The sequence below is a fragment of the Oerskovia gallyi genome, from assembly GCF_014836745.1.
Classification (GTDB): domain Bacteria; phylum Actinomycetota; class Actinomycetes; order Actinomycetales; family Cellulomonadaceae; genus Oerskovia; species Oerskovia paurometabola.
On record NZ_JACSQE010000003.1, the window covers coordinates 280,533 to 303,259 of the forward strand.

Annotated in this window: 22 protein-coding genes and 1 tRNA gene; 13 read left to right on the forward strand and 10 right to left on the reverse strand. The window is 73.3% G+C overall.

All coding sequences use genetic code 11. From position 1 onward, the window contains the following. Positions 1-73 precede the first annotated feature (73 nt). Together pnuC and H9640_RS05415 are read left to right on the forward strand one after the other, a co-directional pair. Entirely contained in the window at positions 74-793 is a 720-nt protein-coding gene (gene pnuC, locus H9640_RS05410) for a nicotinamide riboside transporter PnuC (RefSeq protein ID WP_191789673.1), read from the forward strand. Positions 794-893: 100 nt separating this feature from the next. Next, a complete protein-coding gene (locus H9640_RS05415) occupies positions 894-1,316 on the forward strand; it encodes a VOC family protein (RefSeq protein ID WP_191789674.1) in 423 nt (140 codons plus the stop codon). Between the two features lie 55 nt (positions 1,317-1,371). Here the strand turns inward: H9640_RS05415 and H9640_RS05420 are convergent, their stop codons facing one another. From H9640_RS05420 to H9640_RS05435, 4 genes are all read right to left on the reverse strand, one after another. Further along, positions 1,372-2,232, reverse strand: coding sequence for a ribokinase (locus H9640_RS05420; RefSeq protein WP_191789675.1), 861 nt, complete (start codon positions 2,230-2,232; stop codon positions 1,372-1,374). Between the two features lie 22 nt (positions 2,233-2,254). Further along, positions 2,255-3,046 carry a GntR family transcriptional regulator gene (locus H9640_RS05425; RefSeq protein ID WP_191789676.1) on the reverse strand — a complete coding sequence of 264 codons (792 nt, stop codon included), beginning with the start codon at positions 3,044-3,046 and terminating at the stop codon, positions 2,255-2,257. A 114-nt stretch (positions 3,047-3,160) separates the two neighbouring features. Beyond that, positions 3,161-4,135, reverse strand: coding sequence for a nucleoside hydrolase (locus H9640_RS05430; RefSeq protein ID WP_191789677.1), 975 nt, complete (start codon positions 4,133-4,135; stop codon positions 3,161-3,163). 58 nt (positions 4,136-4,193) lie between these two features. Next, entirely contained in the window at positions 4,194-5,633 is a 1,440-nt protein-coding gene (locus H9640_RS05435) for an MFS transporter (RefSeq protein WP_307824236.1), read from the reverse strand. 205 nt (positions 5,634-5,838) lie between these two features. On the opposite strand from H9640_RS05435, the gene H9640_RS05440 reads away from it, so the two are divergent. The 3 genes from H9640_RS05440 (at position 5,839) to H9640_RS05450 (ending at position 9,986) form a co-directional block, all read left to right on the forward strand. Then, entirely contained in the window at positions 5,839-7,083 is a 1,245-nt protein-coding gene (locus H9640_RS05440) for an acyl-CoA dehydrogenase family protein (RefSeq protein ID WP_191789679.1), read from the forward strand. Positions 7,084-7,236: 153 nt separating this feature from the next. Then, positions 7,237-8,427: an acetyl-CoA C-acyltransferase gene (locus tag H9640_RS05445; RefSeq protein WP_191789680.1), complete on the forward strand. Its 1,191-nt coding sequence runs from the start codon at positions 7,237-7,239 to the stop codon at positions 8,425-8,427. Positions 8,428-8,591: 164 nt separating this feature from the next. Further along, a complete protein-coding gene (locus tag H9640_RS05450) occupies positions 8,592-9,986 on the forward strand; it encodes a glycosyltransferase 87 family protein (RefSeq protein ID WP_318243661.1) in 1,395 nt (464 codons plus the stop codon). Between the two features lie 19 nt (positions 9,987-10,005). Here the strand turns inward: H9640_RS05450 and H9640_RS05455 are convergent, their stop codons facing one another. Continuing rightward, on the reverse strand, positions 10,006-10,734 hold the full coding sequence (locus H9640_RS05455) for a response regulator transcription factor (protein WP_318243662.1): 729 nt from the start codon (positions 10,732-10,734) through the stop codon (positions 10,006-10,008). Then, complete coding sequence (locus H9640_RS19020) at positions 10,731-11,585, reverse strand: sensor histidine kinase (protein ID WP_318243663.1); 855 nt, start codon at positions 11,583-11,585, stop codon at positions 10,731-10,733. The genes H9640_RS05455 and H9640_RS19020 overlap by 4 nt, the downstream gene beginning before the upstream one ends. A 130-nt stretch (positions 11,586-11,715) precedes the next feature. On the opposite strand from H9640_RS19020, the gene H9640_RS05460 reads away from it, so the two are divergent. The 4 genes from H9640_RS05460 to aztD all read left to right on the forward strand — a co-directional run bounded on the left by H9640_RS05460 (position 11,716) and on the right by aztD (position 15,352). Beyond that, on the forward strand, positions 11,716-12,429 hold the full coding sequence (locus H9640_RS05460) for an ABC transporter ATP-binding protein (RefSeq protein ID WP_191789682.1): 714 nt from the start codon (positions 11,716-11,718) through the stop codon (positions 12,427-12,429). Further along, positions 12,426-13,214, forward strand: coding sequence for an ABC transporter permease (locus tag H9640_RS05465; RefSeq protein ID WP_191789683.1), 789 nt, complete (start codon positions 12,426-12,428; stop codon positions 13,212-13,214). Before H9640_RS05460 ends, H9640_RS05465 begins: the two co-directional genes overlap by 4 nt. A 5-nt stretch (positions 13,215-13,219) precedes the next feature. Next, on the forward strand, positions 13,220-13,945 hold the full coding sequence (locus H9640_RS05470) for an ABC transporter permease (protein WP_191789684.1): 726 nt from the start codon (positions 13,220-13,222) through the stop codon (positions 13,943-13,945). Between the two features lie 135 nt (positions 13,946-14,080). Continuing rightward, entirely contained in the window at positions 14,081-15,352 is a 1,272-nt protein-coding gene (gene aztD / locus H9640_RS05475; protein ID WP_191789685.1) for a zinc metallochaperone AztD, read from the forward strand. A 95-nt stretch (positions 15,353-15,447) separates the two neighbouring features. On the opposite strand, the gene H9640_RS05480 is transcribed toward aztD, so the two are convergent. The 3 genes from H9640_RS05480 to lepB all read right to left on the reverse strand — a co-directional run bounded on the left by H9640_RS05480 (position 15,448) and on the right by lepB (position 18,141). Further along, positions 15,448-15,915, reverse strand: coding sequence for an NUDIX domain-containing protein (locus H9640_RS05480; RefSeq protein ID WP_318243664.1), 468 nt, complete (start codon positions 15,913-15,915; stop codon positions 15,448-15,450). A 3-nt stretch (positions 15,916-15,918) separates the two neighbouring features. After that, positions 15,919-17,142 carry a polysaccharide deacetylase family protein gene (locus H9640_RS05485; RefSeq protein WP_191789686.1) on the reverse strand — a complete coding sequence of 408 codons (1,224 nt, stop codon included), beginning with the start codon at positions 17,140-17,142 and terminating at the stop codon, positions 15,919-15,921. A gap of 93 nt (positions 17,143-17,235) precedes the next feature. After that, complete coding sequence (gene lepB / locus H9640_RS19575) at positions 17,236-18,141, reverse strand: signal peptidase I (RefSeq protein WP_318243665.1); 906 nt, start codon at positions 18,139-18,141, stop codon at positions 17,236-17,238. A 154-nt stretch (positions 18,142-18,295) separates the two neighbouring features. On the opposite strand from lepB, the gene H9640_RS05495 reads away from it, so the two are divergent. Further along, positions 18,296-18,631 carry a hypothetical protein gene (locus H9640_RS05495; RefSeq protein ID WP_191789687.1) on the forward strand — a complete coding sequence of 112 codons (336 nt, stop codon included), beginning with the start codon at positions 18,296-18,298 and terminating at the stop codon, positions 18,629-18,631. A 93-nt stretch (positions 18,632-18,724) separates the two neighbouring features. Here the strand turns inward: H9640_RS05495 and H9640_RS05500 are convergent. Continuing rightward, positions 18,725-18,811: transfer RNA gene (locus H9640_RS05500), tRNA-Ser, on the reverse strand. Between the two features lie 271 nt (positions 18,812-19,082). On the opposite strand from H9640_RS05500, the gene H9640_RS05505 reads away from it, so the two are divergent. The 3 genes from H9640_RS05505 to H9640_RS05515 are packed head-to-tail and all read left to right on the forward strand — an operon-like array spanning position 19,083 to position 22,659. Beyond that, positions 19,083-19,721 carry a DUF4956 domain-containing protein gene (locus tag H9640_RS05505; protein WP_191789688.1) on the forward strand — a complete coding sequence of 213 codons (639 nt, stop codon included), beginning with the start codon at positions 19,083-19,085 and terminating at the stop codon, positions 19,719-19,721. Then, entirely contained in the window at positions 19,718-20,575 is an 858-nt protein-coding gene (locus tag H9640_RS05510; protein ID WP_191789689.1) for a polyphosphate polymerase domain-containing protein, read from the forward strand. Before H9640_RS05505 ends, H9640_RS05510 begins: the two co-directional genes overlap by 4 nt. After that, positions 20,575-22,659 carry a carbohydrate-binding domain-containing protein gene (locus H9640_RS05515; protein WP_191789690.1) on the forward strand — a complete coding sequence of 695 codons (2,085 nt, stop codon included), beginning with the start codon at positions 20,575-20,577 and terminating at the stop codon, positions 22,657-22,659. Before H9640_RS05510 ends, H9640_RS05515 begins: the two co-directional genes overlap by 1 nt. Positions 22,660-22,727 lie beyond the last annotated feature (68 nt).

Genomic DNA, 22,727 nt, shown 5'->3' on the forward strand with positions numbered 1-22,727 from the left:
GGAACGGGCGGACCGACCCGCTGCCCGCCCTCACCCCGGAGCCGACGTGCCCGGGACGACGAGGAAACACCCCATGGACCTGATCCACGCGCTCTTCGACGCGCAGCTCACGATCGGCGACCAGCACCTGCTGTGGCGCGAGATCGTGGGCAACGGGTTCGGGCTCGCGTCCGCGCTCGGCGGCATGCGCCGCAAGATCTGGGCGTGGCCGGTGGGGATCGTCGGGAACCTCCTGCTGCTCACGGTGTTCCTCGGGGCCGTGTTCGCGACGCCCAACCCCGTCAACCTGCTCGGCCAGGCCGGGCGCCAGGTCATGTTCGTCATCGTGTCGGTGTACGGGTGGGTGCAGTGGCGCCGGACGCGCGACCGTCTCGGGGAGGCGGACGCCGACAGCCACGGCGTGGCGGTCGTGCCGCGCTGGGCCTCGTGGCGCCAGCGCGCCTTCCTGGTCGTCGCGCTCGTGGCCGGGACCGCGCTCCTGACCCCGATCTTCCGCGCGCTGGAGTCGTACGAGCCCGTGTGGGCCGACGCGTGGATCTTCATGGGCTCGCTGCTCGCGACGTACGGCATGGCCAAGGGCTGGGTCGAGTTCTGGCTGATCTGGGTCGCCGTGGACATCGTGGGCGTGCCCCTGCTGGTCGACGCGGGCTTCTACGCGTCGGCGTTCATGTACGTGTTCTACGGGGCGTTCACGCTCGTGGGCTTCTTCGTGTGGTGGCGCATCGACCGGCGCTCGAAGGCCCTGATCCTCGCGGGCGCCTCCCCCGCCGCGCCCACCACCGGGCAGGCCTGACGCCACCTCTTGCGCCCCGGTGGGCCGGGCGGATACTCGAAGGTGCGCCCCTGCTCGCGCGGGGCGCACCACGTCCGACCGCGACGGAGAAGGCGACACCATGACGACTCGACTCAACCCGTACCTGAACTTCCGGGACGACGCCCGTGCGGCGATCGAGTTCTACCGAGACGTGTTCGGCGGCGAGCTGACGATCAGCACGTTCGCCGACTTCCAGGCGGCCGACGACCCCGCCGACGCCGACAAGGTCATGCACTCCCAGCTCGAGGCGCCGAACGGCCTGGTCCTCATGGCCGCCGACACCCCGAGCTCGATGGAGTACTCGCCCGGCGGCGGCGTCGCGATCTCGCTGAGCGGCGAGCAGGCCGACGACGCCGAGCTCCGCGGCTACTGGGCCAAGCTGTCGTCGAGCGGCACCGTGACCGTGCCGCTCGAGGTCGCGCCGTGGGGCGACGCGTTCGGCATGTGCGACGACCGGTTCGGCGTGAGCTGGCTCGTCAACATCGCGGCCGCGCAGGGCTGACATGCTGCCCGTGCGGGGCTGAGCCAGCACCGGTGCCCTGCACCGACCGGACGCCTCACTCCTCGGACGTGCGCCGGCGGTAGTGGTCCCACGACCGCAACGGCGGTTGCGACGCCTCGTGCGAGACGGCGTCGGACCCGACGGCCGACGCGAGGCGCAACGAGTGGTCCGCGGGCAGGCCGGCAGCGAGAGAGAGCGTCAGGGCGGCGCAGAAGGCGTCTCCCGCCCCGACGCTGTTCACGACCTCGGTGCGGTAGGCCGGTACACGGAGCGTCTCCACCCCGTGCTCGACCAGGGCCGCCCCGTCGCCGCCGTAGGTGACCACGACCCGCCGCGCCGACGCCACCTCAGGCATCGCCGCGTACTCGGTCTCGTTGACGATGACGAGGTCGGCACGGTCGACCAGCTCACGGGGCAGGGCGCGCGCAGGCGCGGCGTTGAGCGCGACGTACCCGGGGAAGGCCAGAGCCGCTGCGACGACGACGTCGAGCGGGATCTCGAGCTGAGCGAGGAGCACGTCGGAGTCGCCGGACCCCGCCGACGGCAGCCGGACGTCGTCGTTGGCGCCCGCGCAGACCGCGATCTGGTTCTCGCCCGCGGCATCGACCACGATGAGCGCCGTCCCCGTGGGGGCGCTCACGCGCGCGACCGCGTCGGTCCCCACCCCGGCCTCCGCGAGAGCCGCGACGAGTCCGTGCCCGGCCTCGTCCGTGCCGACCGCCCCGACCATGCGGGTGTCCGCCCCGAGCCGGGCAGCCGCGACGGCCTGGTTCGCGCCCTTGCCTCCCGGCTGCGCGGACAGCACGCCGCCACCGACCGTCTCCCCGGGGCCGGGGAGACGTGCGGTCCGCGCCGTGACGTCGTGGTTGATGCTGCCGAGGACGAGGATCCTGGGCAACGGGAGTGGGGTCGGCACGAGAGCTCCTTCGAGGGGTGGGTCAGGCTGAGGACGACTGGACGATCGCGAGCGGACCTGCCGCCGGCGACACGACGACCTTGGCGAGGTAGGCGGGGGTGCCCGAGAGCTGGGCGGTCTGGGTCAGGACGAGCACGGGGTCCTTGGCCTTGAGTCCGAGGAGCTGCCCTCGGGTGGCCCCGACCGTCCCGACCGCGACGTCGCACTCGGCGGCCTCGAAGACGGGACCGAGGTCCGAGACCATGAGCCGCAGCAACGTCCCCTCCTGCTCGGCGTAGCCCTGGACACGCGCCGCGAGCTCTCTGGACACGTCGGAGAGGTAGCGGCCCGCAGGAAGGTGCTCCTGGATGATCGCGACCGGGTCGGTTCCTCGATAGGCGACCGACTCCCGGAACCACATGTTCGCGGCGGCGTCCACGTCCAGCTTTCTCGACGTGAAGTCGGTCGTGGGCTGCAGGCCGAACTCGTGGGTCGCGATGCGCACGGGCTCGTCGACCGTCGACAGGACCTGCTCGAAGGTCCGCAGCCGCTCCAGGCCGACGCTCGGCAGCCTGTTGACGACCGTCCGTCCGACACCTCGGCGCGTCACGATCAGGCCGTCCTCCTCGAGGAGCATGAGGGCCTCCCGGACGACGGTCCGGCTCACGCCGAGCATCGTCCCGAGCTCGGTCTCGCTCGGGAGCAGCGAGCCGAGCGTGAACTCGGAGGACCGGATGGCGTCCGCGAGCCGTGAGTAGACCGCGACGCGAAGAGGTTGTCCGGGAGCCGCCGTGACCGGTCGCGCGAAGGCCTCGGGGGTGTCGGTCGTGGTCATGGTGTCCTTCCAGCGGCAGGAGTCGGCGTCCTCGCCAGGTTAGTGGTGCACGGACGTACCGACCGGCTCGTGCGTGCGTGGCCCTGCAGGGCCACGCACGCAGGTGGCGTGCGCTCAGGCGGACACGCTCGCGTGCTGGAGCAGGCGGTCGACGAGGTGCGGGGCCAGCGGCTCGCTCGTCGAGAGCACGACGCGGACCCGTGCCCCCGGGTGGTCGACCTGCCCGAGCCTCTGTCCGCGCAGGTCGCAGAGCGTCTGCCCGCGCCCGGGCCCGGCGGTCGCGTCGACCACGACCGGCACGCGAGGGGCCGACGACGGGAGGACGCCCCCGACGGCGACGGCCGCCGCGAGCGGGTCGTGCAGGGCGGACGCGCGCCGACCGAGCTCGGGGACGTGGAAGTCGAAGTAGACGTCGAGGATGCGTCCGACGGTCTCCACGAACGGGTCCCCCGACGTGAGCAGAGCCTGCCGGTGCTCCTCCTCGAACGTGTTCTCCATGGTGACGTCCAGCGGCACGAGCGTGACGTCCCACGGGGCAGCGAGCACGAGGGCCGCGGCCTCGGGGTCCCCCGCGACGTTCGCCTCGGCCACCGCACTGACGTTTCCAGGAACCAGTGCGGCCCCGCCCATGATCGTCACCTCGCGCACCATGCCGGGCAGCGCCGGCTCGAGCTCGAGAGCCTTCGCCAGGTTGGTCAGCGGGCCGACGGCGACGATCCGGAGACGGCCCTCGTGCGCCCGGGCCAGCTCCACGAGGAAGGCGGCGGCGTCCGGCTCCTCGACCTGGCGCTGCGCCCGCGGGAGGTCGACGTCGCCGACCCCGTTGTGCCCGTGGATGTGCGGGACCCCTCCGCCGTAGGTGCTCGTCAGCCGGTCGTGGGCGCCGAGCGCGACGGGGACGTCCGGACGACTGGCGAGGTCCAGGAGGTCGAGCGTGTTGCGGGCGGCCTGGGCCGCGGCGACGTTCCCGCTCACGGTGCCGACGCCGACGAGGTCGATCTCCGGCGAGGCCAGCAGGTAGGCCAGGGCGAGAGTGTCGTCGACGCCCGTGTCGCAGTCCAGGTAGAGGGGGTGGCGAGGGGGGTTCATGAGTTCTCCGGTCGGGGGATCGATGGGGCGGGGACGCGGCGGGACGCAGTGGGGACGATCATGCGGGGGCGTCCGCCTCGGGGCGCGGGGCGATGAACCACGAAGCCACCAGCGCGAGAGCCGTGATGCCGACCGAGATCCACAGGCCGGTCGTGTAGCCGGCGCTGGTGCCACGTGCGATGAAGGGGGCGACGACGCCGATGCCGATGCTCGCACCGAGCCCGAACGAGGCGCCGTTCAGCCCGGGGAGCGCGGACGGGGCCTCCCGCGGCGAGAGGAGGACTCCCAGCCCGTTGACGGTCGTCAGGACCAGGCCGTTGTAGCTGACGCCCAGGATGGCCACCATCGCGGCGACGACCCACGGGTTGAAGGTCAGGGTCGCGACGACCGCGAGCACCACGAGACTGATGGTCATCCCGACGCGCAGCACCTTGATCCACCCGAAGCGGCCCGCGAGCCAGCCCGCCAAGGGCGCGGTCACGACCCCGATGAGCGCTGCCGGCATGAGGTAGACGAGGGCCGAGCGGGAAGCGGTCATCTCGAAGCCGGGCGCCCCACCCTGGCTCAGGAGGACGACGCTGAAGTTGATCACCGCGAAGATCCCGGCGAGCGCGAGCGTCGTCGTCGCGATCAGCGGCCAGACCTGGCGCGAGCGCAGGTGCTGGACCGCGATGAGCGGAGAGGCATGGCGCTTCTCGAGACGCCAGAAGACGACGAGCGCGACCGCGGTGACGACCAGGAACGTGAGCGCCACGGGTGACAGCCAGCCGAGCGCCGACCCCTGCGAGACGAAGTACGTCATGCCGATCAGGCCGACGGACAGCGCCGCGGCGCCGGCCCAGTCCATCGACCCCTTCTCGGAGCGGGGTGGGTCGACCTTGGGCACCACGGCCAGGACTCCGACCAGGCCGAAGAGTCCCACGACGAGCACCACGAGGAAGATCGACCGGTAGCCGTAGGCGTCGGTGAGCAGCCCGCCGACCCAGCCGTCGATGCCTCCGACGCCGCCGTTGACCGCCGTGATGATGCCGAGGGTGACGCCGAAGACCTTCACGGCCATCGCCTCGCTGAGGATCACGTAGGCGAGCTGGAACGTGGCGGCCGAGGCGCCCTGGAGCACGCGTCCGACGAGGAGGACGGGAAGGCTCGAGGCGAACAGGCACAGCAGCGTGCCCAGGGCCAGGACACACAGGACGATGACGAGCACCCGTCGCCGACCGATGAAGTCGGCCCATCGTGCGAGGACCATCCCGGCGACCGAGCCGGCGAGGAAGAAGAGCGAGGACACCTGGGCGATCTGGCTCGCCGAGACACCGAGCTCGACCGCCATGTGCGGGAGCGCCGGGGTCACCATGCTCGCGTTGAGCTGGAAGGCCAGGACGCCCAGCAGCAGGACCGCCACGAGCGCCACCGCCTTGCGTCCGGTGATCGGGACTCCCCCGGAGGGGGTCAGGTCCTGGGCGCTGCGTTGCGCGCCGGCCGTGCGTACTTCAGTCACGAGAACTCCTTCGTCTGCGACCGGTCGTCGGCACCGTAGCCGACGACGAGAGGTTGTATAACAAGTGCCGCTGACGTTATACCTCTCTGCTGGACGGGTCAAGAACGCGCTGCTGATACCCCGTCTCTTGACCTGAGACGCAATATCACGCACGATGGGACCATCGCCCGACACCGACGTCCGGCCCGAGCCCGGGAGCACACCCATGACGATCGAGAACCCCGTCCGCCGCAACGTGACCGAGCCGGACTACGACCTCTCGCAGCCCCTCGACATCGACTACGCCGACGCGTTCGCGGACGCGACGCCCGCCGACCGCGAGCTGCAGCAGCGGGTCCGCGCGTTCGTCCAGGACGAGGTCCTGCCCGTGATCGACGGGTACTGGGAGCGCGCCGAGGTGCCGTTCGGCCTGGCCAAGCGCATGGGCGAGCTCGACTTCCTGCGCGACGGCGTCGACGTCCCCGGCTCCCCCTCGATCAGCCTCATGGGCGCAGGCCTCGCCGAGATGGAGATGTCGCGCGGCGACGGGTCGGTCGCGACCATCTGCGGCGTCCAGGGCGGGCTCGCCCTGCGCTCGATCCAGCTCCTCGGGTCGGACGAGCAGAAGGCGCAGTGGCTCGGCCCGCTCGCACGCGGTGAGAAGCTCGGCGCGTTCGCGCTGACCGAGCCCACGCACGGCTCGGACTCCGTCTCGCTCGAGACCACGGCCCGCCGCGAGACCCGCGACGGCGTCGAGGGCTACGTGATCGACGGCGAGAAGAAGTGGATCGGCTTCGGGTCGTGCGGTGACATCACGGTGCTGTGGGCGCGACTGGTCGGCGACGACGGCGACAACCAGGTGCACGGCTTCCTCGTCCCCCAGGACACCCCGGGGTACGCGGCCACGACCATCGAGGGCAAGGTCTCGCTGCGCGCGATCTGGCAGGCCCACATCGTCCTGACCGACGTGTTCGTCCCGGCCTCGGCCGTGCTCCCGGGCGGGCGGTCGTTCAAGGACACCGGCCGCGTGCTCCAGGCGACGCGCCTCGGGGTGGCATGGTCCGCCGTCGGGCACGCGACCGCCTGCTACGAGACGGCCGTCGCCTACGCCAAGCAGCGCGTGCAGTTCGGGCGCCCGCTCGCCGCGAACCAGATGGTCCAGGAGCGCCTGACCCGCATGCTCTCGACCCTCACCCAGATGCAGCTCCTCGTGGCGCAGATGACGCGCCTCGACGAGGCGGGCACGCTGAGCGGCCCCCAGGCGTCGATCGCCAAGTACACGTGCACGCGCGGTGCCCGCGAGATCGCCGCGAGCGCACGCGACATGCTCGGCGGCAACGGCATCCTGCTCGCGAACCGCGTCGCGCGGCACTTCGCGGACGTCGAGGCCCTGCACACGTACGAGGGCACGGAGAGCGTCCAGGCCCTCATCGTGGGCCGCGACATCACGGGCGTCTCCGCGTTCGTGTAGCCCCTCACCGGCGGCGCTCCCCCCGTACCGGGAGCGCCGCACCCTCCGTCGGCCGGTCGTCGGCCGGCACCACCGTCCACCCGGCGCCGTACCGGACCTCCTCGTTCACCTGACAAGCACGGCGCCGGGTCCCCTTCCCCCTCGGAGCACCCCATGAGCAACGACGCCCACGTCCCCGTCCTCCTGCACGGCGCGCGCACGCCCTTCACGCGCTTCCAGGGCGCGCTCGCGTCCCTGTCGGCGAACGAGCTGGGCGCGCACGCGATCCGCGGCGCGCTCGACGCCGCGGGGGTCGAGGCCACCGAAGTCGACGCCGTGATCATGGGCCAGGTCATCCAGGCAGGCGGAGGTCAGGGCCCGGCCCGCCAGGCCGCGATCGCGGCAGGCATCGGGTGGGACGTCCCGACGGTCACGATCAACAAGCTGTGCCTGTCGGGCCTGACCGCGATCATCGACGCGGCGCGCCTGATCCGCACGGGCGAGGCGTCGGTCGTCGTCGCGGGCGGCCAGGAGTCCATGACGAACGCGCCGCACCTCGTGCTGGGCTCGCGCAAGGGCTTCGCGTTCGGCGACGTGACCATGGCGGACTCGCTCACGCACGACGGCCTGCGCGACCCGTTCGACGGCCAGATCATGGGCGAGGCCACCGACCGCGGCTGCACGACGCGCGGCATCGGCCGCGAGGTCCAGGACGAGTACGCGGCCCGCTCTCACGCCCTCGCCGCCGCGGCCCGCGCCGAGGGGCGGCTGGCCGAGGAGATCGCGCCCGTCACGGTCCCGCAGCGCAAGGGCGAGCCGGTCGTCGTCGCCGAGGACGAGGGCATCCGCCCCGGCACCACGGTCGAGGCGCTCGCCGGGCTGCGTCCCGCGTTCGTGCGGGACGGCACCATCACGGCGGGCTCGTCGTCCCCGCTGTCCGACGGCGCCGCGGCCGTCGTGGTCGTCAGCAAGGCCTTCGCGGCCTCCCGTGGCCTCACCTGGCTCGCCGAGTTCCGGTCGGCCGGGCAGGTCGCGGGCCCCGACAACTCGCTGCACTCCCAGCCCGCCCGCGCGATCACCCGTGCGCTCGAGCGCGAGGGCATGAAGGCCGACGAGCTCGACCTCGTCGAGATCAACGAGGCCTTCGCGGCCGTCGCGCTCCAGTCGGTCGAGGACCTGGGGATCGACCCTGCGGTCGTCAACGCCGACGGCGGCGCGATCGCCCTGGGCCACCCCGTCGGCGCCTCGGGCGCCCGCCTTGCCCTGCACCTGGCCCTCGCCCTCCAGCGCCGCGGAGGCGGCGTGGGCGCCGCCGCGCTGTGCGGCGGCGGCGGTCAGGGGGACGCGCTGATCCTGCGCGCCTGAGTCGTTCCTCCTCGCGTCGCGCGGTGCTGCCTCACCACGCGACCAGCGGCCCGCCCGGGCCTCCTCTCCGCCCGGGCGGGCCGCTTCTTCGTGCCCGACGGCGCACGCGTCCACCGGCCGTCGTTCGCCCGCCGTGCGTGGCGCCGTCGTGCGACGATGAGCCCGTGCCCGAGACCACCGCCGCCCGGCCCACGTCGACCGGACGCCGGTTCCTCGCCTGGATGCTGCGCTCCCCCTGGGCCCTGGTCGCGGGCTTCGTGCTCGTGCACGCCTGGCTGGTCGTCGACGCGCTGACCTGGGGTTATCGGATCTCGGGCGACGTGCAGCTCTACTGGTACTGGGCCCGCGCAGGCTGGGACCGCGGGATCTGGCCCGTGCTCGACTACGACTGGGTGTACCCCGTGGGGGCCCTGCTGCCGGTCGCCTCCCCCGCGTTCGTCGGGACGTCGTTCGAGGCGTACTACGCGCAGTTCCTGGCCCTGGTCGTCGTGCTCGACGCGGTCGCGCTCTGGTTCCTCGCCCGGCTGCCGGGCCGCGGCCGCATCGCGGCCTGGTGGTGGCTGGCGTTCCTCGTCGCCCTCGGCCCCATCTTCCTGGGGCGCCTCGACGGCGTGGCCGGGGCGCTGCTGGTCGTCGCACTCGCGGTCGCCATCCGGCGCCCCGCCGTCGCGACCGCGATCGCGACGTTCGGCGCCTGGGTCAAGATCGCGCCCGGGGCCGTGGTCGTGGCGCTCCTGACGACCGCGAAGCGCCCGTGGCGCACCGTGATCCTGCCCGGCGCGGTCGTGAGCCTCGTGGTCGTCGCGCTCGCGCTCGCCGGCGGCGCGGGGTCACGCGTCCTCGGGGTGTTCGGCACCCAGGACGCGCGCGGCCTCCAGTCGGAGTCGGTGTTCGCGACGCCGTTCAGCCTCCTGCGGCTGATCGACCCGCAGTGGCGGGTCTGGATGAACCCGGACATCCGCACGCTCGAGATCCTCGGCCCGGGCGCCCGCACCACCGGGCGGCTCCTCGACGTGCTGCTGCCCCTGGCGGTCCTGTCGATCGCCGCGATCTCGTGGTGGGCCGTCCGCCGCCGACCCGAGGTCCGCACCGACGTCTTCCTCCTCGCGGTGACGGCGCTGCTCCTGAGCCTCATCGTGTTCAACAAGGTGGGGTCGCCGCAGTTCGTCGCGTGGATCGGGCCGCCGGTCGCCGTGGCGATCGCGCTCGCAGGACCCGGCGCACGATCGGTGTGGTCCCCGCCCGCGCTCGCTGTCCTGGGCACCGCGGCGCTGACCCAGGTGCTCTACCCGGTCGCGTACTGGGAGTTCATGATCGGCACGCCGTGGATCGTCCTGCTCGCGGCCGTCCGCAACGTCGCGCTCGTGGTGCTGTTCGTCGGGGCCGTGGTCCAGCTCGTCCGGCTGGGACGCAGGATGCCCGCGGGGACGGCCCGCGCGCGGGCGGCCACCGACCCCGCTGAGCCCGCTGGCCCCACCGGGCCCACCGAGCCCGCAGCGCCCGCGCAGGCCGAGCCACCCGTGTCCCGTCCGGACCCGGGCCCGGTCGCGAGCCCCTGACCAGAGGCGCGGTCGGGGGTCACGCGCGGCCGGGTCGGGCGGGTCGGCCGGCCGGCGAGGGGCGCTCGGCGGTCACGAGGCCGTGGTCGAACGCCGCGATGACGAGCTGGGCCCGGTCACGAGCGGCCAGCTTGGCGAGCAGGTTGCCGACGTGGGTCTTGACCGTGCCCATCGAGATCGTCAGCCGCTGCGCGATCTCCTGGTTGGACAGCCCCCTCCCCACGAGCGCGAGCACCTCGACCTCCCGGCTCGTGAGGGCCTGGGGCTTCACCGGTTCGCGCGACGGCCCGCCGTCCAGGTAGTGCCCGACGATCCGGGTCAGGATGGCCGGGGCGAACAGCGACTCGCCCGCGTGCGTACGCCGTACGGCGTCGACGAGGCTCGCGGGCTCCGCGTCCTTGAGCAGGAAGCCGCTCGCCCCCGCGCGCAGGGCTCCGTGGACGTACTCGTCGAGCTCGAACATGCTGAGCACGAGGACGCGCGTCCCGGTGAGGTCCGGGTCGGCCACGATCCGGCGCGTGGCGTCGATCCCGTCGCCACCGGGCATCCTCACGTCCATGAGGACGACGTCGGGCCGGGTCCGCCGGGCGACCGCCACCGCGGCCTCGCCCGAGTCCGCCTCGCCCACCACGTGGAGGTCGTCCGCGCCGTCGACCACGAGCCGCAGGCTGTGGCGGATCAGCGGCTGGTCGTCCACGACCAGCACCCGCACGGGCGCCCCCGAGGCCGCGGGCCCCGACGTCGTCACGACCGCCCGCCCGGCAGCACGGCCTCCACCCGAAAACCGCGCCCGCAGGGGCCCGAGGCGAACGAGCCGCCGAGCGCCACGACCCGCTCGCGCAGGCCGACGAGCCCCACCCCTGCCCCCGGACGGGGCGCCCATCCGGGGGCAGGTCCGTCGTCCTCGACGACCAGCCGCAGCCCCGTGGAGCCACGGGTGAGGACGACCCGGACCCTCGTCGGGCCCGCGTGCCGCAGGACGTTCGCGAGCGCCTCACGGACGACCGAGCAGATGCCGAGCCCCACACCTGCCGACACCGTGACGTCCTCGGTGTCGAGCGTGACGTCCAGGCCCGCCGTCCGGGCGCTCTCGACGATCTGCGGGAGGTCGTCGAGCGTCTCTGCGGGGCGCAAGGGGGCGCCGTCTCCCGGGCTGCGCAGGACGGCGAGCATCCTGCGCAGCTCCGTGGTCGCGTCCCGCCCGGCGCGCTCGATGTCGGCGAGAGCCTGCGCGCGCTCGGCATCGCCGTCGGGCCCCGGGACGGTGCGCGCCGATGCCGCGCGCACCGTGATGAGGCCCAGGCCGTGCGAGGCGAGGTCGTGCAGGTCGCGGGCGATGCGCAGGCGCTCGGCCTGCGCGGCCCGTTCCGCTGCCCAGCCCGTCAGGTCCTCCTCGTACGCGCGGCGTTCGCGCCGGGAACGGACGAGGGCCCACGCCAGGACTCCCGCGGTCACGGCGGTCGCCACCAGGAGGACGACGAGGGCCGTCACCGGGCGGTCGACGCCGAGGGTCGCGAGCACGAGGACGAGGGCGCCCACGAGGCCACACGCGATCGGCCACACGCGAGATCGCAGCACGGGTCGAGCGGTGGTCTCCACCCCCGGAGTCTAGGGACCCGCCGCGCGGCGCACATCGGACCACGGTCCGAGGGACCGGGGTCGGACGCCGCGCCGCAGGTCCGGCCCCTGGCCCCATGACCTGCGCACCCCGGGCGGCTGGACTGTGGGCATGTTGACCATCGAGCACCTCGTCAAACGCCATCGCTCCCGTACCGTCCTCGACCACGTCGGCTTCGAGGCCCGACCAGGCCGGGTGACCGCGTTCCTCGGGCCGAACGGCGCCGGCAAGTCGTCCACCCTGCGCATCCTCCTCGGCCTGGACCGGGCCGACGAGGGGCGCGCCCTCGTCGCGGGCCGGCCCTACCGGTCCCTGCGCGACCCGCTGCGCACCCTCGGCTCGATGCTCGACGGCTCCGGGGCGCACCGCTCGCGTACGGCCCGCAACCACCTCTCCTGGGTCGCGCGCAGCAACGGCATTCCCCAGCGGCGGGTCGACCACGTGCTCGAGCAGGTCGGGCTCACGGCGTCGGCACGGACGCGCGTGGGGCGCTACTCCCTGGGGATGGGGCAGCGCCTGGGGCTCGCGTGCGCGCTCCTGGGCGAGCCCGAGGCCCTGGTGCTCGACGAACCCGTCAACGGGCTCGACCCGGAGGGCATCCGCTGGATCCGCGGCCTGCTCCGCGCGCACGCGGACGCGGGCGGCACGGTCCTGCTGTCGAGCCACTTCATGGGCGAGGTGGCCGACATCGCCGACGACCTCGTGATCATCGCGGGCGGGCGGGTCGTCGCGGACGGCACGCTCGACGAGGTGACCCGCCGCTACGAGACCCTCGAGGACGCGTTCTTCGCGCTCACGAGCGACGGCCGGGAGACGGTCCGATGAGGGCGTGGAACGTGTTCGTCGCCGAGCTCCACAAGGCCGTGACCCTGCCCGCGGTGTGGACCGGGGCGGCGGTCGCCGTCCTCGGGGCGGTCGCCCTGACCCTGCTCAACGCGGTCGGTGTCCGCGACGCGCTCGTCGCCGGACGTCCCGAGGACTCGGGCTACGGTTCCGCGTTCGACACCGCGTTCGCGTCGATGCCGATCGGGACCGTGGGGGCGGTCGTGATCGGCGTGGTCGCGATGAGCAGCGAGTTCACCGCGAACAGCCCCGACGCCGGGGGCGGGCGGCAGATCGGCACGACGCTCGTCGCCGTCCCGCGCCGCGGGGGCGTCCTGGTCGCGAAGGCGGGCGCGGTCGCCCTCCTCGTGCTCGCGACCGCAGCGGTGGCGATCCCGGCGAGCGTCACCCTCGCCGAGGCGATCATCGGCGACGCCGCGACCTCGACGGTCCCGGTCGACGAGGCCGTCCGGCGCTGCCTCGGCGCGGCCCTCTACTGGACGCTCACCGCGCTCCTCGCGCTGGCCGTCACGGTCTTCACGCGCAGCGGGGTCGTCCCGCTCCTCGTGCTGGTGGTCAACAGCTCTCTGGTGTCGGTGTCGCTCCTGCTCACCATGCTCACGCCGGTCGCGCACTGGCTCCCGGACATGGCGGGGCGCAGGCTCTTCGGGGACGTCGACACGGTCGCCGGCGGGCTGGCCGCCGGACCCGGCGCACTCGTCATGACCGGGTGGGCCCTGGCGCTCCTCGTGGTCGCGGGTGCCGTGTTCTCCCGGCGGGACGCGTGAGGGCCGTGGGGCTGCGGTCCGTCGTCGCCGCGGAGCTCGACAAGCTGCGCACGCTGCCCGTCACGGTCCTCGCCGTCGTGGGGACCGTCGTCGTCGGCGCCCTGATCGCCGCCGCGCAGGCGGGCGCGGCCGCCGACCAGGACCTGCCCGCCTCGGCGGTCGAGGTCACGCTCCAGACGGTGCCCTTCGTCGTGGCGGGCCTGGTGCTGGTCGGGGTGCTGGCGGTCTCCCAGGAGCACGCCGGTCGCCAGGTCGCCACGACTCTGGCAGCGGTGCCGCGACGAGGTCTGCTCGTCGCGGGCAAGAGCATCGCCGCGTCAGGGGTGGTCGCGCTCGCGGCGATCTCGACGCTCGGCGCGTGCGTGGCCGCGGCCACGGTCGCACAGCGCCTGCTCGACGCTCCCGCCTCGTCGGACGGTGCCGGAGCGCTTGCGCTCCTGGGGGCCACGGCCTACCTCGTCCTGATCGGGGTGTTCTCGCACGCCGTGGCGCTGGTCGTGTGTCACCTCGTGCCCGCGCTCGTCGGTGTCCTCGCGCTGGTCCTCGTCGTGTCCCCGCTGCTCGCGGGCGCGACCGAGCACGCGCGCTGGTTGCCCGACCGCGCCGCTGCGGCCTGGTTCGACTCCGGTCCGGGCGCGCTCGACGGGCCGACGGCGACGCTCGTCGCGCTCGCCTGGGTGGTGGTGGTCGGCGGCCTGGGCTCGTGGCGGTTCCTCGTGCGCGACGCGTAGGTCCACGCGCGGGTCCCGATTGATAATGAGAGTGGTTCTCATTCTCTGCTACGGTGTGCGAGGTCCGCCGCTCCTGCGTCGGAACCCATCCACCTATCGGAAGGACGGTGGGACCCGCCGGGGTCCCGTGACGCCATGACCAGCACCAGACACCGCAGCCTCGCCCTGGGGATCGCCCTCGCCCTGCCCGCCGCCGTCCTCGCCGGCTGCGCCACGGGCGAGGGCTCCCCCGCCGCGTCCGACGCAGCAGCGCACGACCACGAGCACGAGCACGAGGAGGGTGGCCACGGGACCGAGGCCGCGACCGACACCCCGCGCATCGCCCTGAGCTACGACGGCGGCGTCGTCGTGCTCGACGGCACGAGCCTCGAACAGGTCGCCGACCTGCCCGTCGACGGCTTCACGCGCCTCAACCCCGCGGGCGACGAGCGCCACGTGATCGTCTCCGCGGGCGACGCGTTCCGGGTCCTCGATCTCGGCACGTGGGGCGAGCCGCACGGCAACCACTCGCACTTCTACACGGCCGAGCCGGCCTTCACGACGACCGAGTTCGCCGCGAACCACCCCGGGCACGTGGTCCGCCACGCGGGCCGCACGGTCCTGTTCAACGACGGCTCGGGCCTCGTCGAGTCGTTCGACCCGCACGACCTCGCGGACGGCGACCCGAAGACCACCACGTACACGACGCCGGCCCCGCACCACGGTGTCGCGGTCGAGCTCGAGAACGGTGACCTGCTGGTCACCGACGGCACCGAGGACGCCCGGTCGAGCGTCGTCGTCCTCGACAGCGCGCGCCACGAGATCGCCCGCACCGACGCCTGCCCCGGTGTGCACGGCGAGGCCGTCGCGTCCGACGAGGCCGTGGTCGTCGGCTGCCAGGACGGCGTCGTCGTCTACGCGGGCGGCGTACTGACCAAGATCGCGTCGGCCGACGCGTACGGCCGCATCGGCAACCAGGCCGGCTCGGAGGAGTCACCGGTCGTCCTCGGCGACTACAAGACCGACCCCGACGCCGACCTCGAACGCCCCACCCGCGTCTCGCTCGTCGACACGGTGAGCAAGCAGATCGCCCTGGTCGAGACGGGCGCGAGCTACTCGTTCCGCTCGCTCGGCCGCGGCCCGCACGGTGAGGCCCTGGTCCTCGGGACCGACGGGGCGCTGCGCGTCATCGATCCCGTCACGGGCGCGATCACCCGCACCATCGCCGTGACGGGCGCCTGGACCGAGCCCGACGACTGGCAGGCCCCGCGCCCCACGCTCTTTGTGCTCGACCACACCGCGTACGTGACCGACCCCGCGACCCAGACCGTCCACGCGGTCGACGTCGAGTCGGGCGAGGTCTACGCGAGCACCACGCTCGACGTCGTCCCCAACGAGCTGACGGGCGTCACGGGCCTCCCGGAGTAGGCCCCGCCCTCCCTGCCCGACGGCGCCGCGCGCCCCGGGCGACCACCTCCCGACGGAGAGGTGGTCGCCCGGGGCGCGCTCCGTCGTCGGGCACGTCAGGGCTCGGTGAGCGCCTCCTCGAGGCGGTCCAGCAGGGCCACCTGACCCGCGACCACCAGGTCGCGCGCCCGCCCGAACGGCACCCACTCCACACGGTCCAGCTCCGGGAACCTCGCCCGGCGCCCCGAGCGCGGCGGCCACTCCATCTCGAACGTGTTGCTCACCGCGGTGCTCACGTCGAAGTCGGCCCGGCGCGCCCAGGCCCGGACCGTCTTGCCCCCTCGCTGCCGGATCTCGCCCAGGTCGACCTCGGGGCCGTCGGGCGGCGACGATCCCAGCTCCTCGGTGAACTCGCGGACCGCTGCGTCGTGCGGGTCCTCGTCAGGGGCGTGCTCACCCTTGGGGATCGTCCACGCGCGCTCGTCCTTGCGCGCCCACAACGGCCCGCCCATGTGGCCGAGCAGCACCTCGACCGCGCCGTCGTCCGCGACCCGGTAGAGCAGGAGCCCCGCGCTCGTGACCACGGCTCAGTACACCGCCGGGCGCGCCTGGAGCTCGGCGAGCACCGCCGGGTCCTGCAGGTTCATCCAGGCGATGACGTCCTGGTACGTCGCACAGATGGTCTCCGGCTTGCCGCACGTCTCGAGCATGAACTCCTTCGCGGCAGGGTTGAACGCGTTGCCGCTCCACTGGTTGAAGTGGTTCGCCACGAGCACCGGCGCCCGGTTGCCGATGAAGGCCGCCTCGTACATGTGGCGGTACGTCTCCAGGACCGCGGCGTGGATCTCCGGGGCCCGCTCGGGCTGGTTCTTCGCCTTGTTGAACTTGTACCAGAAGTTGTAGTCCATGGCCATGACGTTCCCGAGCGCCGGGGAGCTCGTGGTCTGCATGCGGAACTCCCACACGCCGTACTCCTGCTTGGGCCACGCGATGCCGCTGCCCGGGATCGACGAGTCGTAGGTCAGCCCGTGCGCGGCCCACGCCGGGGCGATCTGGTCCCAGTTCCCCTCGAGGCACGGCGTCCGGCCACCCTTGACCTCGGACGCCGGGATCGCGAGCGGCGGCGTGCCTTGCAGGCCGTCGATCTCCTGCCAGCCGTTCCAGAACCCGAAGAACTGGTCGAGCTCGCTGTTCCAGTCGGCCGTCGACCACGACGCCCCGCCCGGCGGGTTGTCCGCGCAGAAGTGGCCGTTGTAGTGCGTCCCGATCTCGTGCCCCTCCATCCACGCCGCGTTGAGGTCGCCCACGAGCGTCGTCACGGTCGCCGCGTCTCCCCCGAAGCTCACCGACGCCTTGCCCGGCGAGTGCCCGGGACCCGTGTAGGCGTCGCGGTGCTCGTCCGTGAGCAGGTAGATGCCCGTGAGGAACCCCGTGAACCGCGCGTTCACCTGCGCCGCGGCCTCGCGGAACTCGGTCCAGCGGTCGTGCCACCCCGCGCCGTCGAACGAGAAGATGACGAACTGCGGCGGGTTCTCGCCCGGCGCGAGACGCGTCATGGGCACGTTCGACGCGGCACGCGTCGGGGTGGGCGTGGGTGTCGGGGTCGGGGTCGGGGCCGGTGTGGGGCTGGGCGTGGGCGTGGGCCGTTCCGACGGCGAGGCGCCCGCGGTGGGGCGCTCCGGCGTCGGGCCCGGGTCCTGCGAGGGCGACCCCGTGCAGCCCGCGGCGACCACCAGAGCGACCGCCGCGGTCGCGACGAGGACCGCCCTGCGACGCAGGTCCCCGACAGGACGAGCAGACCTCTCAGACACGGGCAGTCCTTCCGCGCGCGGGCAGTGCCCCCACGCTAGGGGATGCGGGGTCAGAGTGCCCGGGCGGCGGGGTCGTCGTGCGGGTGAGGCCGCTCAGGGCTCCGGGACGTCCTCGAAGACGCTGCCCGGGTTGCGCATCAACGCGGCCCGGTCGAGCGGCCACACCTTCGCGACCGCGGTGCCCACCACGTTCTCCATGGGCACGAAACCCTTCCCCGGCTTGTCGGTGTTGTAGCGCGAGTCGCCCGAGTTCTGGCGGTTGTCGCCCAGGACGAACAGGTACCCCTCAGGGACCGTCACGTCGAACGGGATCTCGCTCGGGGCCGAGCCCGGCTTGATGTACGTCTCGTCGATCGGCACACCGTTGACCGAGACCCGACCCTGCGCGTCGCAGCACGTCACGTGGTCGCCCGGCAGGCCGATGACCCGCTTGATGAGGTGCTCGTTCGCGTCCACCGGACGGATGCCGATGAACGTCAGGAACGTCTCCCCCGCCTTGACCAGCCCCGTCGACTCGTCCTGCGGCTGGCCCGCGCGCCAGCCGCCCGGGTCCGTGAAGACCACGACGTCGCCGCGGTGCACGTCGAGGAACCGCGGGACCAGGCGCGAGGCCAGGACCCGGTCGTCCTTGATGAGCGTGTCCTCCATCGACTCGCTCGGGATGACGAACGGCTGGACCAGGAACGTCTTGATGAGGAACGAGATGATCAGCGCCGCGACGACGATGATCCCGACCTCGCGAGCGAACGACCAGCGGCGGCGGGTGGGTGCCGGGTCGTGGTGCGTCCCGTGCTCCGTGTCGTGGTCGGCGGGCTGCTGGGGCGTGGGCTGGTCGGCTGGGCCGGCCGGGTCGGTCGCGTCGCCACTGTTCGCGGGCGCTCCCTCACCGGGTCCCGGCGCGGGACGCGCAGGGAAGACCGAGTCGGCGTCGGGGGCTGCGGCGAACGCACCGGACGGTCTCGGCTGGTCGTCTGCGCTGTCGGCGTCGTTCGAGGTCACGGGAACACTCTTCCACCGATGGGCCCGACCGGCTGGTTCATCTCGGGCGAACCGACCATGTCGGGACGGAGCGAGGGTAGCCGGCGACGCTGGTCAGGGCGGCGCCCGTCGGCCATGATGGCCCGCAACCGCCCCTCGCCGACCGGAGGTCACCGTGCTCGTTCCTCGACGACGCCGAGCCGCGCTCATGGTGCTGGTCGCCGCAGCTGCCCTCGGCGCCTGCTCGCCGGGGGCGACCGTCCCAGCGCTCGACGACGTCCCGACGGAGGGGCCCTGGACGGTGGGCGTGGCGCAGCCACGGGGCGACGCGTGGCAGGAGTGTCTCGACGATGCCGCGCTGGGCGAGGGCCTCATGAGCCTGGACCTGCCGACTTCGCACGTCTCGGCCCCGTTCCTCGACGGAGCCACCCTGGACGACGTCGAGCGCGTGCTGGCCTGCCTCGAGAGGGGCCTGAAGAGCGGGGACGTGTCGGTCCGGACCAGCCCCTAGGTGCGTTCGCAGGGACCGTCTCACCGCGAGCAGGACGGCTCGCCGGGGGAACGACGAAGGGCCCCGACCACTGGTCGGGACCCTTCGTGCTTGCGGTAGCGGTGAGATTCGAACTCACGGTGGACTTTCACCCACACACGCTTTCGAGGCGTGCTCCTTAGGCCACTCGGACACGCTACCCAGCCGGGAAGTCCCGGCTGCAGAAGGATACCCGCTCAGGGCGTGAGGACCGAATCGGACGTCGAACGCCGCGAGCCGGGGCCCGCCGTCGGGCACGAGGTAGACCCGTGTGCGCGAGGTAGACCTCCCGGAGTCCTACCTCGCGCACACGGGTCTACCTCGGCGACGGGCACCGCAGACTCACATCCTCACCTACCCCGTGCCATAGCGATCTCACAGGTTCGGGCGGCTCCATGGAGGAGTTCACTTCCCCGTCACCTGGAGGTCACCCGTGACCCAGCCCCCACAGCTCGCGCTGTACCTCGTCGACCTGGTCGCCGTGCTCGTCCTGACGTTCGGCCTCTACTTCCCGCGCCATCGGCGCCGTGATCTAGTCGTGGCCTACCTGGGCGTGAACGTGGGCGTGCTGGCGGTCGCGGCGACGCTCGCGAGCAGCACGGTCGGCGCGGGCCTGGGCCTGGGCCTCTTCGGCGTCCTGTCGATCATCCGGCTGCGGTCGACCGAGCTGAGCCAGCACGAGGTCGCGTACTACTTCGCCGCCCTCGCCCTGGGCCTCCTGGGTGGCCTCGGCGCGACCGCGGGCTGGCTCGGCGTCGCGGGCGGCGCCCTGATCCTCGTGGTCATGGCGGTCGCGGACCACCCGCGGCTGCTGCGGCGCCACCGCAGCCAGGTCGTCCTGCTCGACCGCGCCTTCCCCGACGAGGCCGGCCTCGTGGCCTACCTCGAGCAGCTCCTGGGGGCGCACGTGCACTCGGCGTCGGTCCAGCGCCTCGACCTGGTCAACGACACGACCCTGGTCGACGTCCGTTTCGAGGTCGCCCCGGGCGGCGGCGTCGCGGCGAGCAGCGCGACCGACGTCGCCGCGGCCCTCACCGCCCCGGCCGGGCCCGCCGCCCGGGTGTCGGCATGACCACGCTCCTGCCCGACGGCGCCGCGCCCGACACCCTCGTCGCGCCACTCGCGGGGTTCTGCCCCGTGTCGCTCGACGAGCTCGTCGCCTCGGCGTCGCTCCAGACCCGGATCGACCGCAAGTACGTCCTGCGCCGTGCGCAGGCACGGGAGGTCCTGGCCGACCTGGCCGAGCGCGAGCCGGGCGTGCGGGTGCTCGACGTCGACGGCCGTCGGGAGTTCTCCTACGAGTCGGTGTACTTCGACACCCCGGACCTGACGAGCTTCCACCTGGCCGCGCACCGCCGTCGGCGGCGGTTCAAGGTCCGCACCCGGACCTACCTGGACTCGGGCGAGGCGTGGCTCGAGGTCAAGACGCGGGCCGCGCGCGGCTCGACCGTCAAGGACCGCGTGGCGCACGACCTCGCGGGCCGCTGCGAGCTGGGCGAGGGCCGGGGCTTCGTGTCGGCGACGCTCGACGGCGCCGCGATCCCCGAGGGGGCCGAACTGCCGCTCGCGGCGGGCCTCGTGACCAGGTACCGGCGCTCGACGCTGCTCCTTCCCGGGACGAGACCCGGTGCGCCTGCGGCCCGCGCGACGCTCGACACGGGCCTGACGTGGCTGCTCGACGAGGGCACGCCCGCGGGCCGCGTCGCGGCGGTCCCCGACCTCGTGGTCGTCGAGACCAAGACCGGGTCGACGCCGTCGTGCCTCGACCACCTGCTCTGGCGCAGCGGCCACCGGCCGCAGCGCATCTCCAAGTACGGCACGGGTCTGGCGGTCCTGCGCCCCGACCTGCCGAGCACCCCGTGGCGACGTGTCGTCCGCCGCTGGGTCGAACCCTCCCTGACCACCACTACCGACAGGAGCACCTGATGCGACTCCGTAGACCCACCACCGCCACGACCGCAGTCCTGACCGCCACGCTCACGGCCGCCGCGCTCGTCGGCTGCTCGGCGGACACCGGCACGAGCACCACCACGAGCGACGCGGCCTCTGCCACCACGGCCTCGACCGCCGTCGCGGGCCTGACCCCCGAGGAGGCCATGGCCGCGAACGCCGACCCGCACTCCTCGGGGGCCGACGACGAGGACCTCTCGTGGGACGAGTCCGAGGAGGTCGCGGTCACGCTCGACGGCGACTCGGCCCAGGCCGACGGTGACGGCGTGAGCGTGGACGGCTCGACCGTCACGATCACCCAGGCCGGCACCTACCGCGTCACGGGGGACCTGACCGACGGGCGGCTCGTCGTGGCCTCGTCGGGCGACGGCGTGGTGCGGCTCGTGCTCGACGGCGCGAGCATCACCTCCTCGACGACCTCGGCGCTCGTCGTCGAGGACGCCGCGACCGCGGTCGTGGTCCTGGCCGACGGCTCGACGAACCACCTCGAGGCGACCAAGACGACGGTCGACGCGGACGATGACACCGAGACTGACGGCAGCACCGACGAGCCCGACGCAGCCCTGTTCTCCTCGGCCGACCTCACGATCGGCGGTACCGGTTCCCTCGACGTGGTCAGCGCCGCGACCGACGGGATCGTGAGCAAGGACGGCCTGGTGATCGCCGGGGGCGACCTCACGGTCGACGCGGGCGACGACGGCCTCCGCGGCAAGGACTACCTCGTCGTGACCGACGACGCGTCGGTCACCGTGACAGCGGCGGCCGACGGCCTCAAGTCCACGAACTCCGACGACGAGACCATGGGCTACGTCGCGGTCCTCGGCGGGACGCTCGACGTCACGTCGGGCGACGACGGCATCCAGGCCGAGACCGACGCGATCGTCGCGGACGCGACCGTGACGATCGCCGCGGCGGGCGGGCCCGGCACGGAGGTCGCCGAGGACGCCTCGGCCAAGGGCATCAAGGGCGACGTCGGGGTCGTGGTCGGCGGCAGCGCGACCGTGGACGTCGCCGCCGCGGACGACGGCCTGCACTCGAACGGCGCCGTGTCGGTCTCGGGCGGGGACGTCACGCTCGCCTCGGGCGACGACGGCGTCCACGCCGACGGCGACCTCACGATCACGGCCGGCACGCTCACGGTCAGCGAGTCGGTCGAGGGCCTCGAAGGCGCCACGATCACGCTCGCGGGCGGCGACGTCCGCGTCACCGCGTCCGACGACGGCGTGAACGCCGCGGGCGGGACGAGCACCGACACCACGGGCACCGGCACGGCGCAGGACGGCCAGGCGCCGGGTGACGTCACTCCCCCGGCCGACGGCGAGCGTCCCACCCCGCCCGACGGCACGGTCCCCGGCGACGGCACGGCCGACGCTCCCCCGGCCAGGCCCGACGGCGAGATGCCGTCCGGTGAGATGCCCGACGGCGCCGCTCCCGGCGGGCAGGCGGGCGGCCAGGGCGGCGGCGCACCGGGCGGCGAGGCGGCGGGCGACTACTCGCTCACGATCTCGGGCGGGACGCTCGTGGTCGACGCGGGCGGCGACGGCCTGGACAGCAACGGCTCGCTCGAGATCACGGGCGGGACCACCGTGGTCCAGGGGCCGACGAACGCGGGGAACGGTGCGCTCGACGTCAACGGCACGTTCACGATCTCGGGCGGCACGCTGCTCGCCGCGGGCAGCTCGGGCATGGCCGTGGCCCCCGACACCGACTCGTCGCAAGGCTGGGTCGCCGCGAACCTCGACCAGAGCGCCGCAGCCGGGACCGTGGTCCACGTCCTCGCCGAGGACGGCACGACCCTCGTGTCCTACGAAGTCACCAAGGACACGCAGAACGTCGTCTACTCGTCCTCCGAGATCGAGACGGGTGCCACCTACGTCGTCCAGACCGGTGGCACCCTCGGCGCCCCGGACGACGCCGGGCTCTCGTCCGACGGCACCACCGACGGCGCGACGCAGGCGGCGACGGCCGTCGCGGGCGAGTTCGCGGGCGGCGGCACGGGCGGCACGGGCGGCGGCCGCAGGCCCGGCACCGGTGGCTCGACCGGCTCGAGCGACTCCTAAATAGTTGCACGCGCCGGTAGTTCACACAAGCGGTATAGTTGAGAGCGACGTCACGACAGCACAGGAGG